The organism is Flavobacterium sp. LM4 (assembly GCF_002017935.1).
Classification (GTDB): Bacteria; Bacteroidota; Bacteroidia; order Flavobacteriales; family Flavobacteriaceae; genus Flavobacterium; species Flavobacterium chungangense.
The window spans coordinates 2,086,300-2,099,944 of the sequence record NZ_MUFW01000001.1 but is presented as its reverse complement, the minus strand read 5'-3'; the positions used below and the strand labels follow the sequence as shown (position 1 = coordinate 2,099,944).

Annotated in this window: 12 protein-coding genes and 1 pseudogene; 10 read left to right on the top strand and 3 right to left on the bottom strand. The window is 32.4% G+C overall.

Annotation, left to right across the window (positions count from 1 at the left end):
• Nucleotides 1-356 precede the first annotated feature (356 nt).
• Together ubiE and BXU10_RS09420 are read left to right on the top strand one after the other, a co-directional pair.
• Entirely contained in the window at nt 357-1,088 is a 732-nt protein-coding gene (gene ubiE / locus BXU10_RS09425) for a bifunctional demethylmenaquinone methyltransferase/2-methoxy-6-polyprenyl-1,4-benzoquinol methylase UbiE (protein WP_078227112.1), read from the top strand.
• A gap of 1 nt (nt 1,089) precedes the next feature.
• The gene (locus tag BXU10_RS09420) at nt 1,090-1,806 is read left to right on the top strand and encodes a porin family protein (RefSeq protein WP_078227111.1); all 717 of its coding nucleotides are present in this window, start codon (nt 1,090-1,092) and stop codon (nt 1,804-1,806) included.
• 9 nt (nt 1,807-1,815) lie between these two features.
• On the opposite strand, the gene BXU10_RS09415 is transcribed toward BXU10_RS09420, so the two are convergent.
• The gene (locus BXU10_RS09415) at nt 1,816-2,544 is read right to left on the bottom strand and encodes an RNA methyltransferase (RefSeq protein ID WP_078227110.1); all 729 of its coding nucleotides are present in this window, start codon (nt 2,542-2,544) and stop codon (nt 1,816-1,818) included.
• A 37-nt stretch (nt 2,545-2,581) separates the two neighbouring features.
• Between BXU10_RS09415 and BXU10_RS09410 the strand changes: the two genes are divergently transcribed.
• The 4 genes from BXU10_RS09410 (at nt 2,582) to BXU10_RS09395 (ending at nt 7,897) form a co-directional block, all read left to right on the top strand.
• Entirely contained in the window at nt 2,582-5,137 is a 2,556-nt protein-coding gene (locus BXU10_RS09410; RefSeq protein WP_078227109.1) for a BamA/TamA family outer membrane protein, read from the top strand.
• 59 nt (nt 5,138-5,196) lie between these two features.
• Nucleotides 5,197-6,264 (top strand): class II fructose-bisphosphate aldolase, encoded by a 1,068-nt coding sequence (fbaA, locus tag BXU10_RS09405; RefSeq protein WP_078227108.1) that lies wholly within the window; start codon nt 5,197-5,199, stop codon nt 6,262-6,264.
• Between the two features lie 81 nt (nt 6,265-6,345).
• The gene (accD, locus tag BXU10_RS09400; protein WP_031454270.1) at nt 6,346-7,200 is read left to right on the top strand and encodes an acetyl-CoA carboxylase, carboxyltransferase subunit beta; all 855 of its coding nucleotides are present in this window, start codon (nt 6,346-6,348) and stop codon (nt 7,198-7,200) included.
• Nucleotides 7,201-7,285: 85 nt separating this feature from the next.
• Nucleotides 7,286-7,897, top strand: coding sequence for a hypothetical protein (locus BXU10_RS09395; protein ID WP_078227107.1), 612 nt, complete (start codon nt 7,286-7,288; stop codon nt 7,895-7,897).
• Between the two features lie 46 nt (nt 7,898-7,943).
• On the opposite strand, the pseudogene BXU10_RS09390 reads toward BXU10_RS09395, so the two are convergent.
• Nucleotides 7,944-8,363, bottom strand: a pseudogene (locus BXU10_RS09390) (ABC transporter permease); the annotation flags it as partial.
• 523 nt (nt 8,364-8,886) lie between these two features.
• On the opposite strand from BXU10_RS09390, the gene BXU10_RS09385 reads away from it, so the two are divergent.
• The 3 genes from BXU10_RS09385 to BXU10_RS09375 are packed head-to-tail and all read left to right on the top strand — an operon-like array spanning nt 8,887 to nt 10,513.
• Nucleotides 8,887-9,120 (top strand): hypothetical protein, encoded by a 234-nt coding sequence (locus BXU10_RS09385; RefSeq protein ID WP_078227106.1) that lies wholly within the window; start codon nt 8,887-8,889, stop codon nt 9,118-9,120.
• Nucleotides 9,121-9,138: 18 nt separating this feature from the next.
• Nucleotides 9,139-9,915: a M23 family metallopeptidase gene (locus tag BXU10_RS09380; RefSeq protein WP_078227105.1), complete on the top strand. Its 777-nt coding sequence runs from the start codon at nt 9,139-9,141 to the stop codon at nt 9,913-9,915.
• 4 nt (nt 9,916-9,919) lie between these two features.
• Nucleotides 9,920-10,513, top strand: a complete 594-nt coding sequence (locus BXU10_RS09375) for a hypothetical protein (protein WP_078227104.1) — start codon at nt 9,920-9,922, stop codon at nt 10,511-10,513.
• A 189-nt stretch (nt 10,514-10,702) separates the two neighbouring features.
• Here BXU10_RS09375 and BXU10_RS09370 read toward each other — a convergent pair whose 3' ends face one another.
• Nucleotides 10,703-11,950 carry an ABC transporter permease gene (locus BXU10_RS09370; protein ID WP_078227103.1) on the bottom strand — a complete coding sequence of 416 codons (1,248 nt, stop codon included), beginning with the start codon at nt 11,948-11,950 and terminating at the stop codon, nt 10,703-10,705.
• Between the two features lie 165 nt (nt 11,951-12,115).
• Between BXU10_RS09370 and purH the strand changes: the two genes are divergently transcribed.
• On the top strand, nt 12,116-13,642 hold the full coding sequence (gene purH / locus BXU10_RS09365) for a bifunctional phosphoribosylaminoimidazolecarboxamide formyltransferase/IMP cyclohydrolase (RefSeq protein ID WP_078227102.1): 1,527 nt from the start codon (nt 12,116-12,118) through the stop codon (nt 13,640-13,642).
• Nucleotides 13,643-13,645: the final 3 nt, after the last annotated feature.

Here is a 13,645-nt window from a genome sequence, read left to right as displayed (position 1 = left end):
CGAAGGTACTAAAGGCAAAGAAAATTAAAATTTCCAAAAACAAATTTAATCCTAAGAACGTATTTTGCACTTTAAATATAATACTGCTCTCAAAAACAGTACTTTCAAAACAGCTTACAAGAACAAATGAGATGCTAAGCGCAAGGAGCACCCATTTGATTTGGGTCATTGTATCTCTATTTATCATTGAAAAAATATTAACATTTTTACAGATGCTAAATTGACCAATAAATACTTTACCTACAATACCCACTTTTAGTGATTTTATAACCAAGTCTGAAAAAACATTTTCTATCGTAATTGAGAAACACAATTGCAGTTAAATACTTTATGTTATATTTGCGTAAATAAAAAAAATGTCTGAAAAAATAACTCCGTACAAAAACTCAACATTAGGCAAAAAAGAACAAGTTGCACAAATGTTTGACACTATATCAGGAAACTACGATAATTTAAATCGTGTAATTTCGTTTGGAATAGATGTAAAATGGCGTAAAAAAGTTTTGAAAATAGTTTCTGATTCAAAACCAAAAATTATACTTGACATTGCTACCGGAACCGGAGATCTTGCCATTTTGATGGCACAAAGTAATGCCGAAAAAATTATTGGCCTAGATATTTCAGCCGGAATGCTTGAAGTTGGCAGAAAAAAAGTAGAAGAAAAAAAACTTTCAAACAGAATTGAATTAGTCTTAGCTGATTCTGAAAATATGCCTTTTGAGGATAATTACTTTGATGCCATAACTGTTAGTTTTGGTGTTAGAAATTTTGAGAATTTAGAAAAAGGCTTTGCCGAAATTTTAAGAGTTTTAAAACCAAATGGTGTATTTGTAATTTTAGAAACTTCAGTTCCTGTTAAAACACCTTATAAACAAGGATATCGTTTTTACACCAAAAATATACTTCCAATTATCGGAAAATTATTCTCCAAAGATAATTCAGCTTATGGATATTTATCAGAATCCGCAGCTGCTTTTCCTTATGGAGAAGCTTTGAACAATATTTTGAGAAAAATTGGGTTTATAGATGTTGTGGCAATGCCGCAAACTTTTGGTGTAGCAACCCTATATTCTGCTTCTAAAAAATAGTATGAAAAAAACAGTAATCTTAATTTTATTAGTATTATCGACACAGGGATATTCTCAATTTGCTAAAAGTATGTTTAGCAAAGACCCTATTATTAACCTGGAAAACTGGCAAAAACAACGCCTATACTTTGGGTATTATTTAGGTTTTAACAGCTTTGATTTCAAATTCGATTACAAAGAAGTCGTACAGGATATCCAGGTAAAAAAAACAACAGGGTTTAATGTTGGGGTTGTCGCAGATTTAAGATTGCAGGAATACATCAATTTACGTTTTGAACCAGGTTTGTACTATACAAAACGAGATTTACATTTTGCTAATTTCACTTCAGAAAATGATTATTTAAGAGAAGTTAACAGTACTTACATTCATTTTCCTTTGTTATTGAAATTTTCAGCTTTACGCACCGGAAATATACGCCCGTTTTTAACAGGAGGACTTTCTACAACTTTAAATTTATCCAGTAATTCAAAATCCAGAGATGATAATTTCGAAGGTACATTTAGAGCAAAAACCTGGAGTTCTGCTTATGAAATTGGTTTCGGTATAGATATCTTCTCAGAGTATTTTATTTTTTCGCCATCTATCAGGGGTATGTTTGGCATAACGGATGAATTAATCAGGGACAATAAAACACCTGAAAATCCAAATAGTCCCTGGACAGACAACATAGATTCTATGAAATCGAGAGCAATTTTAATAAATTTTACTTTTCATTAAAACAAAAGCTTAACAATTTCGTTTAAACTCACTAAGAACAATAGCGGTGGCGGTGGCTACATTTAAACTTTCAGTTTTTTGTAGTGTCCCAAATCTGGGAATTGTGAGTCGGCTTGTTACCATTTTTTCAATCTCTGCTGAAATACCATTGGCTTCATTACCCATAATAATGATTCCGTTTTGAGGCAATACAGATTGATAAATATTTTCACCATTCATAAAAGTTCCAAAAACAGGCAATTTTGCGTTTGTTATAAAAGATTTCAAATCAACATAATTAACATTTACTCTTGTAATAGACCCCATTGTGGCCTGAACTACTTTAGGATTGTAAATATCAACTGTCTCTTTTGAGCAAATAATTTGTTGAATTCCAAACCAGTCGCAAAGCCTTAAAATGGTTCCTAAATTTCCCGGATCACGTATATCGTCTAAAGCTACAATTAAGCCTGAGTCGATTATAGGATTTTCGGCAGGAATTTTGAATACAGCCAAACATGTATTTGGAGTTGACAAAGCGCTTATTTTTTTAAGTTCTTGTTCAGTAATAGAAACACGTTTTGAAAACGCAACTGTTTCAAAATCATTTTGTGTGGTAAATAAATGCTCTAATTCAAAATTGGATTGCAACAATTCCTGAATTACTTTTATTCCTTCAGCAAAAAATAATTGATTAGCAAAACGTTGCTTTTTTTGATGTAAACCTGATATAAGTTTTATTTGGTTTTTACTAATCATAAAATAATGTACTTTTGAATTAAATATTTAAAAACACTTGAAAAAGATTTTTACAAAAATAACAGCATTTATTCTAATAGCAATATTTATTTGCGCTTGTAATGCTGTGAAAAGAGTCCCAAACGGAAAAAGCTTACTTACAAAAAATGACATTATTGTAAATGGCAAATCTACAAATGATGAAACCGCTTCAAATCAAATGTATCAAAAACCTAATAGTAATTTATTAGGATACAAGCTACGATTAAATCTATATAATCTGGCGAAATTAAATCCCGATTCTTCCTATCAGGCAAAATTTAAAAACAACCCGGGCAAATACGAACGTCAGTCGAAAATATTATCTGCTAAGCAAGTTGATCGTCTTGGGCAATCTTTTTTGTACAAAGGAATTCATGAGTTCTTAAAGAAAACCGGTGAAGCTCCTGTAATTATTGATACCTCAAAAACTAAAAAAACTTTACTTCGCTTAAAATCTTATTATTTTAACAACGGATATTTTAATGTAGCAACGAATTACAACATAGACAGCGTAGGTTATAAAAAGGCAAAAATTAATTACAATATTACAACCGGACCTGTTTACACTTTAGATTCTATTAGAACCAGTATTAGCACTCCGGCTTTAGATTCATTATATACAAAAAATCCTGAGCCTTCTGTTTTAAAATCAGGAAATCAATTTAAAACAAGTGATTTTGAAGAAGAAAAAAATCGTATTACTACCTATTTTAGAAATCACGGTGCCTACTTTTTTCAACCAACTTATGTTACTTTCGACGTTGACACTATTGGTAAAAAAAACAAAGCAGATATAAATCTAATTATTAAAAACAACAGCATACAAGAAAAGGATTCCAGCAGAACAGAACCTTTTAAATTGTATAAAATAAGTGACGTTAATATTTATACTGATTATTCTCCCGCACGTGCAAAAAGCCAAATTAAGGACAGTACTACCTACAACAACTTTAATTTGTATAGTTATGAAAAATTAAAATACAAACCCCGCGCTATTACAGATGCGATTTTTATTACCAAGGGCGGAACTTATGCTGATTTTAGAACTATTCTTTCAACACGTTATTTAAACAATCTGAAAATTTTCAATTATCCATCGATACAATACGAAGTTGACAAACGGGATTCTACATCACAATCCTTAATTGCAAAAGTTTATTTAACGCCAAGAAAAAAATACAGTTTTGGAGCTACTTTAGATTTAACCCATTCCAATATCCAGGATTTTGGAATTGGAGCCAGTGTTTCAGAAACAATTCGAAATGTCTTTAACAGAGCTGAAACCTTAGAAATTTCTGCCCGTGCAAATATAGGTTCATCAAAAGACATGGCGAATCCTAATGATAATTTCTTTAATGTTTCTGAATATGGAGTTGACATGAAACTTAATTTCCCGAGAATTCTAATGCCTTTTGGCACTGAAAAGATTATTCCAAAAAGCATGATTCCATCTACATCAATAGCGGCTGGTTTTTCTAAACAAAGGAACATCGGACTGGACAAAGAAAGTTTCACCGGGGGTCTATCCTATCTTTGGTCTCCAAAAAGATATAATTCTGCAAAATTAGATTTACTAAATGCACAATATGTCCGTAACCTAAACCCTGCTAATTATTTTAAGGTTTATACTTCTTCTTATGATGAATTAAACAATATTGCAAACGTATATAATGTTACTGAATCTAATGTTGATAATAACGGAAATTTGAAAATAAATGAGGGAACAACAGGTTTTACAGATGATGTTATAAATAAAAGAACAGCACTAACACCATCAGATCCGGAATACAAAGATGTTGAAAGCATAGAAGAAAGAAGAGTACGTTTAACTGAAAATGATTTTATTTTAGCCACCAGTTATACGTTTACCAAAACAACTAAAAAGGATTTAGCAGATAATACCTTTTATCAATTTAAAACCAAAATAGAATCTGCAGGTACTTTGTTATCGGCTATTTCAAATGTGGCAAGTTTACCAAAAAATTCAAATGGCGATTACGAGATCTTTAATCTGGCATATTCCGAATACTTAAAAACCGAATTTGACTACATCAAGCACTGGGATTTTGGAAAAGAAAAAGTATTGGCTGTGAGAAGCTTTTTTGGAATAGCAATTCCTTTTGGAAACTCAGATTACATTCCTTTTTCGCGAAGTTATTATTCCGGGGGTTCAAATGACAATCGTGCATGGCAACCTTATGCATTAGGTCCCGGAAGTACAAATGCCGTAAATGATTTTAATGAAGCCAATATGAAAATCGCTCTTAGTGGCGAATTTAGGTTCAAAATTTTCGGAGATGTTAAGGGGGCAATTTTTGCAGATGCCGGAAATATCTGGAATGTTCTCGATAATGTAACTGATGAAAAAGCAAAATTCTCCAGCTTAAACGATTTCGATGAAATTGCTTTAGGATCCGGATTTGGTTTACGGTACGATTTAAGCTTTTTTGTTATTCGTTTAGATTTAGGCTTTAAGACTTATAATCCGGCGCATGACAAGGGAGACAGATGGTTTAAAGAATACAATTTTGGGCACTCGGTTTTAAATTTTGGGATAAATTATCCATTCTAATGCTAATTAATTCTTATTTTTGCAACCTAAAAACCTAAAAACAACTAAAAAAAATTACAATGGCACACAATATTAAACCAGGAGTGGCTACAGGAGATCAAGTACAGGAAATCTTTAATTATGCAAAAGAAAAAGGATTTGCACTTCCTGCAGTAAACGTAACAGGCTCAAGTACAATTAACGGAGTTCTTGAAACTGCTGCAAAACTTAACGCACCGGTTATCATTCAGTTTTCAAACGGAGGAGCACAATTTAACGCTGGAAAAGGATTATCTAATGCAGGTGAAAAAGCAGCAATAGCTGGTGGAATCGCAGGAGCAAAACACATTCATACTTTAGCAGAAGCCTACGGTGCAACTGTAATTTTACATACTGACCACTGCGCAAAAAAATTATTGCCTTGGATTGATGGTTTGTTAGATGCATCTGAAAAACATTTTGCAGAAACAGGGAAACCATTATTCAGTTCTCACATGATCGATTTGTCTGAGGAGCCAATCGAAGAAAACATTGAAATCTGTAAAGAATATTTGGCCAGAATGAGCAAAATGGGAATGACATTAGAAATCGAGCTTGGTATTACAGGTGGAGAAGAAGATGGTGTTGACAACTCTGATGTAGACAGCTCAAAATTATATACGCAGCCAGAAGAAGTTGCTTATGCTTACGAAGAATTATCTAAAATAAGTCCTAAATTTACAATTGCCGCTGCTTTTGGAAACGTTCACGGTGTTTACAAACCAGGAAACGTAAAATTAACTCCAAAAATCTTAAAAAATTCTCAGGATTACGTTCAAAACAAATTCAACACTGGACACAACCCGGTAGATTTCGTTTTCCACGGAGGTTCAGGTTCTACACTTGAAGAAATCAGAGAAGGAATTAGCTACGGAGTTATCAAAATGAACATCGATACAGATTTACAATTTGCATACACTGAAGGAATCCGTGATTATATGGTTAAAAATCTTGAGTATTTGAAATCTCAAATTGGTAACCCTGAAGGTGCAGATGTTCCAAACAAAAAATATTATGACCCAAGAAGATGGGTTCGTGAAAGCGAAGTGACATTCAACGCAAGACTTGAACAAGCTTTTGCTGACTTAAACAACGTGAATACACTATAATAAAAAGTTTAAAGTTTCAGGTTTCAAGTTTCAGGTTTCGCAACTTGAAACTTGAAACCTCAAACAAAAAAAACATTCAATATGGCTTGGTTTAAAAGACAGGAAAAAGGGATTACGACTGCTACAGAAGATAAGATGGACGTTCCGAAAGGATTGTGGTACAAATCTCCTACTGGAAAAATTATTGACGCTGATGAATTAGCGAGAAACTTATTCGTAAGTCCTGAAGATGATTTTCACGTTAGAATTGGAAGCGCAATCTATTTTGAAATTTTATTCGACAACAATGAATTTGTTGAGTTGGATAAAAACATGACATCAAAAGATCCTTTGCATTTTGTGGACACAAAAAAATATGCTGAGCGATTGAAAGATGTAATGGAAAAAACACATCTTAAAGACGCTGTACGTACCGGAGTAGGAAAATCGAAAGGAAAAGAACTTGTAATCTGCTGTATGGATTTCGCTTTTATTGGTGGATCTATGGGAGCAGTTGTAGGTGAAAAAATCGCAAGAGGTATTGATCATGCGATCAAAAACAAATTACCTTTTGTAATGATTTCTAAGTCAGGTGGTGCCCGTATGATGGAAGCTGCTTATTCTTTAATGCAATTGGCAAAAACTTCTGTAAAATTAGCACAACTTGCCGAAGCCGGCTTACCATACATTTCTTTATGTACTGACCCAACTACTGGTGGAACTACTGCGTCTTATGCCATGTTAGGAGATATAAACATCTCTGAACCAGGTGCTTTGATTGGTTTTGCCGGTCCGCGTGTGGTTCGTGATACTACCGGAAAAGATTTGCCGGAAGGTTTTCAAACTGCTGAGTTTCTTTTAGAGCATGGTTTCCTAGACTTTATTACGCCTAGAAAAGATTTGAAAGACAAAATCAATTTGTATATTGATTTAATTCAGAATAATAGTATTAGATAGTTTTTTAACTTCTAAAAATATCAAAATCTCATCCGCTTACTTGCAGGTGAGATTTTTTTATATCTTTATTTTAAATCTTATTTATATGAAAAGAGTTTTTATTGGTTTTATGATTTGTTTTCTTCTTTTAAATTGTAACAAGAAAGAAAATCAACAAGAAAACATTCCTTATATAATTTCTCAGGAAAACCATGCGATAATTCACGACAAAGACACTATGCCAGCTCCTTTACCTCCTCCAGGTTGGCTTGTATATGGAACTAATACATTTATAATTAACTCTGACTCCACAGCCTATTACTTTCAACGCAAAGGAATAGGAGCAGTCTGTGGAACACCAACAGCTGATACAATCCCATACTTCACAAACTTACAGCCCGAGGATATAATTGAAATTTCGAATAAAAACATTTACGATTTTATTAAATTGAATTACAAAGATGATTTTCGAAATCAAACTTTTATTGCATCTCAATCTGACACCTTAAAGGCGAAAGTTTTTTTCGACTTAAATAGATCTCTAAATTTTTTCAAAAGAGATCGTGATTTTGTTGTTATCCGAAGAACAACACAAGAAGAAGATACTGTCTTAAAATACAAGAAAGTTAATGGTTACTACAATTATAGAAATATTAAATGGGACAAAACAAGAATTAAATTTCCTGATTCAATTTATAAAGCCTCCTATTCGAATTAAAAAAAAATAAAGACTTAGCAACTCAGAATCTCAGCACTTAAAAAAACTACATTCCCGTTCTAATCGCTTCAACCGGATCAAGATTTGCAGCAGAAATAGCAGGCAATATTCCTGAAATTAAACCGATCATTGCCGCAAGACCTGTTCCTAAAATTATATTTCCAAAACTTAGAACAAATTCAAAATCCAGTGCTTTTATTAAAATAAGTGCAATTCCCCAAACCATCAGCAATCCAATTATTCCTCCAATTACAGAAAGAATGATTGCTTCAAATAAAAACTGAAATAAAATAAATCTGTTTTTAGCTCCTAAAGATTTCTGAATTCCAATTAAATTGGTTCTCTCTTTTACGGAAACGAACATAATATTCGCAATTCCGAAACCTCCAACCAAAAGAGAAAATCCGCTGATAATCCATCCCACAACATTCATCTGTCCTAAAATTCCATCAATAAACTGTAAAAACCAGAATCAATTGATAAAAAGTAGACAATTTTTAGATTAAAATTTCAATTATAATTTTTTCGCAAATTTCATTAATTATATATACATATATTCTTACTAATAAAATTTTATTATTAGTGATTTTATTATATTTTTTAAAAATTTTAATATTAATGAAAAAAAACATCAAAAAAAAACTTTAGTTCTATTATTACTTATTACACTATGTAGTCAATTTACTTCTTGTAGTGAGGCAGACATTCCTATTGACAGAATTCAGACAGTCGAAAATCTAAATAGTGAACAAAAGTTGCTTATTGAACAATCGAAAAAATGGTATCAAAATAGGACTCTAAAAAAAAGTCAATACATACGACCAGTACATTTCCAGGAGAACCTGATTGGACTAAGGTAACAAGTATTGGACTTAGATAAAATAGGAGTCAAGGGATTTGAAGAATTCGTTCGTATACCCTTAATCAACTATCAAGTCAACATTTCGTATACTAAAAGAATGTCACCATATGGTTTTAGAGATTTACTTATGAGAAAAGAATCTAATAACAATTACATCTTGAATATAATTGAACTTCATCCAGATTCAGACTATATAGAAAAAAAAGAAGCTGAATCAGGAAATTCAACAAAAGACATCAGAACTTTAATAAAGAATGAAGATTTTACAGGATATTTTTTGGTTTATTCTTATGAAACTAATAAGCTTATTTTTGGCGAAAGACGAGAAAACGGTATTCCAACTACCAGACTTCAACAATAATTTTATAAAAACCAATTAATGAAATCAAACTATATCCAAAATACATTATTAATTTCTTTTTTATTGATGGTAAATATATGCCTTTCGCAAAACCAAATTGATGAATGGTGTAAAGTAAATCCATGGCTATGCGATACATCAGGAGCCCTTCCAACAGAACTCAAAGAAATAATAATTATCCCCCAAAAGCAAAATCCTTGGTGGCCATTTGGGTTCCCAGCAACAACAGCACCTCCTGCAGGATGGGTCATAATAATAAATCCTCAAACTCCCGCAAACAAACCTTGCGCTGGAGACCCAATGAAAAACCCTACTTTAGCACCTTCCCGACCAGGCAACTATAAAGGTGGTACATTTGGTTTTACAAGAATTACTGCAGATGGAGAACCAAAATTTCATGACGGTATTGACATTACTGCAGCCCCTAATAGAGATGTATTTCCTATGTATGACGGAGAAATCACTGCAATTCAAAATTCTTTTGCAGCTGATGAGTATAGAAAAAATTCATATGGAAATTATGTAGAAATACGTAGCACAGTAAATGGAAATATAATATATTTGAAATTTAATCATCTCAATCAAGTTACTTCAGGTTTATCAGTCGGAAGCATGGTAAGTCAAAGCAAACCTATTGGAAAATCAGGCACGACAGGTAATGCTGCTAGTCCAGGAGTAATTCCTCACGTACATATACAAGCAAAAGATGAAAATAGAAACAAAATAGATCCAGAGCCACTTTTAGGCACTAAATTTAATAAAGAAACAGGAGAAGGAACTAGCCCTTGCAATTAAAATTATGAAAAAAACAGCATTAATCATATTCGTACTTCAATTGATCACAACATCAATTGCTTTTTCACAAGAGTCGAAAGACATTACAGAAATAACTTTAATGAAATCTACAAATAAAACTATAGGTCTTGCTCTTGGTGAAAGCACAGAAAAAGCAATTCAGATTTTTGGAGAACCTAATAGCATATCAGATTTCTATTCTGAAACAACCGACGAAACTTTAAAAACTTACAATTACGGCAAAAACAAACTTTATTTTTCTAATGGAAGATTACAGTCATTTGAGATTCGTGAAAGTGCCAATATTTTAGTTGGAAAGATAAATGGTGACAGTTTTAAAATAGGAGACAAAATAAAAACAGTTACAAAACAAATACCATTAGGACCACCTAGTGACAAGAGATGGACAACAGAGAAAACTTACTCATTTTACAACTACCCTTTATCATCTAATCCTACTGGCAAATTTAACAATATGAATTATAAAACCATATCCAATAATTATTTAAAAAAAGAAAATAAAGGTATTGATATGTACATACAGCTTCTTTTTGACATTAACAATGCTCTGATAGCAATTGACATAATAGAGATATAATTTTTTTTGCAAAAAAATTATCCGATAAAAAAATTAAGATGGGTTAACTCGAAAAAACATGCCTTTTTTGAGTTAATACCATCTTTTTGTGTTATGATGTAAACAACAAATATTTTTACTGAACTAATTCAAAACCATTACTTTGAGTATTGTTTTTAAAACATTGTTCACATTTTAAATAATAAAAGTTTACATGCCGGTCCTAATCGCTTCAACCGGATCCAAGTTTGCGGCCGAAATTGCAGGCAAAATTCCTGAAATCAATCCTATAAGGGCAGCCAGAGTAGTTCCGAGAATTATGTTTCCAAAGCTTAAAACAAATTCAAAATCAAGCACTTTTGTTAAGATAAGCGCAATTCCCCAAACCATTAACAGACCAATAATTCCTCCAATTACAGAAAGAATAATGGCTTCAAATAAAAACTGAAATAAAATAAATCTGTTTTTAGCTCCTAAAGATTTCTGAATTCCAATTAAATTGGTTCTTTCTTTTACGGAAACGAACATAATATTGGCGATTCCGAAACCTCCAACCAAAAGAGAAAATCCGCTGATAATCCATCCCACAACATTCATCTGTCCTAAAATTCCATCAATAAAATCTGTAAATCCGGAAAGTACATTGATGAAAAAATTATCCATCTCCCCTGCTTTCATCCCGCGAATTGCTCTTAGTTTTTGTGCAACTTCGGCTTTGTAAGCATCCATATCGATTCCTTTTACAGGTTTTAAAACAATTACGGGTGTCATTGCATCGCTATCCCCGTACATTCTGCGTAAAAAATTAGCCGGAAAATAAACTGAAGTATCGTTACTATCACCAAAAAAACCTGCTCCTTGTTTTGTCATTACGCCAATAACCGTGAAGCGTTGTCCGTACAAACGAATACTTTTTCCGATAGGATCACTTTCTCCAAAAAGTCCGTTGGCGATATCATATCCTAAAACAATTACCGGAGTTCCTGAATTTGATTCTGATTCGTTATAAAATCTTCCTTTCTCGAAACTTAATCCATCAATATCGACCATTTCAAATGAAGAAGGAATCATATTTACATCAGCAACAGTTTTTGAATCGTATTTTAAACTTTCACGATTCACAAAAAGCTGATAACCTACCTGATCTGTATTATTTAGCGAATTTTTTAAAGCGATGTATTCATCATATTTTACATTCGGAAACTGTTCTCTCTTCCATTGTGGAATTTCAGATGGACCAAAGTTATATTTCATTAAATAAATCGTATTCTTATCTAAACTGCTCAGATCTTTAGAAATTTTCCTGTCTAAAGAATCCACAGCAGCAAGTACAGCAATGATCGAAAAAATACCAATTGTCACGCCCAATAGTGACAATAAAGTTCGCAACTTATTATTTCGTAAAGCATTAATTGCAAAACTCAGACTTTCTTTTAATAACCTAAGATAAAGTAGCATATTTTTGTTTTTTTCGATAAAGTAAAATTCAATAAATTTAAATCAAAAACCTAACAAAAGGTAACTAACTCATCAGTAGTTTTTTTTAATATAATGTTACAAGAATTCCTTTAAATATATTATCAAAAAAAACTACTTTTGCAGTCTGAAAATTATAACTACACAATGAGTACAACTAAAACAATACAATCAGCATTAATTTCTGTTTTTTCGAAAGATGGATTAGAACCAATCGTTAGAAAATTACACGAACAAAACGTTACTCTTTACTCGACTGGCGGAACTGAAGATTTCATTAAAAACCTTGGCATTCCGGTAGTTTCTGTTGAAGATATCACTTCATTCCCTGAAATTCTTGGCGGAAGAGTAAAAACATTACACCCGAAAATTTTTGGCGGAATTTTAAATCGTCAGGATAACGAAAGTGATGTTCAGCAAATGAAAGAATTTGATATTCCTCAGATTGATTTGGTAATTGTTGATTTATATCCTTTTGAAAAAACGGTTGCTTCAGGTGCAAGCGAACAAGATATTATTGAAAAAATTGATATTGGCGGAATTTCATTAATCCGTGCGGGTGCAAAAAATTTCAAAGACACTGTAATTGTTGCTTCGGTTAACGAATACAGCCTGCTTTTAGATTTGATTACAGAACAAAATGGAGCAACAACTCTTGAAAACAGAAGATTGTTGGCAACAAAAGCTTTTCACGTTTCTTCTCACTATGATGGAGCAATTTTTAATTATTTCAACACAGACGAAACGATCTATAAAGAAAGTATCGCTGACGGACAAGTTTTAAGATATGGCGAAAACCCACACCAAAAAGGATTTTTCTTTGGAGATTTTGACGCTGTGTTCAAAAAAGTTCACGGAAAAGAATTGTCATATAACAACTTATTAGATGTTGATGCTGCAGTAAATTTAATCAATGAATTTAAAACTGACGGACCAACATTTGCTATTTTAAAACATAATAATGCTTGTGGATTAGCTTCAAGAAAAACAATTAGCGAAGCTTATTTAGCAGCCTTGGCTTGTGATCCTACATCTGCTTTTGGAGGTGTTTTGATTGCCAACAGTAAAATTGATTTAGCTACAGCGCAGGAAATTAACAAATTATTCTGTGAAGTCGTTATTGCTCCAAGTTATGATGATGACGCAATTGCCGTTTTACAGGAAAAGAAAAACAGAATCATATTAGTTCAAAATGAAGTTGCATTACCTTCAAGACAAGTAAGAACATGTCTTAATGGTTTGTTAATTCAGGACAGAAATAATATTACAGATACTAAAGAGCATTTAAAAACCGTTACAATTACAGAACCTACTGCTCAGGAAATAGAAGATTTAATATTTGCTTCAAAAATTTGTAAAAACACAAAATCGAATACGATTGTTTTTGCAAAAAACGGAACATTAATTTCTTCAGGAACAGGTCAGACTTCAAGAGTTGATGCTTTGGTCCAGGCAGTTGATAAAGCAAAAGCTTTTGGATTTGATTTAACTGGAGCTTCTATGGCGAGCGATGCATTTTTCCCTTTTCCGGATTGTGTAGAATTAGCCAAAAAAGCAGGAATAACGGCAGTAATACAGCCAGGAGGTTCAATAAAAGATGAATTAAGCATAAATTATTGCAACGAAAATAATCTTGCAATGGTATTTACAGGAACACGTCATTTTAAACATTAATTT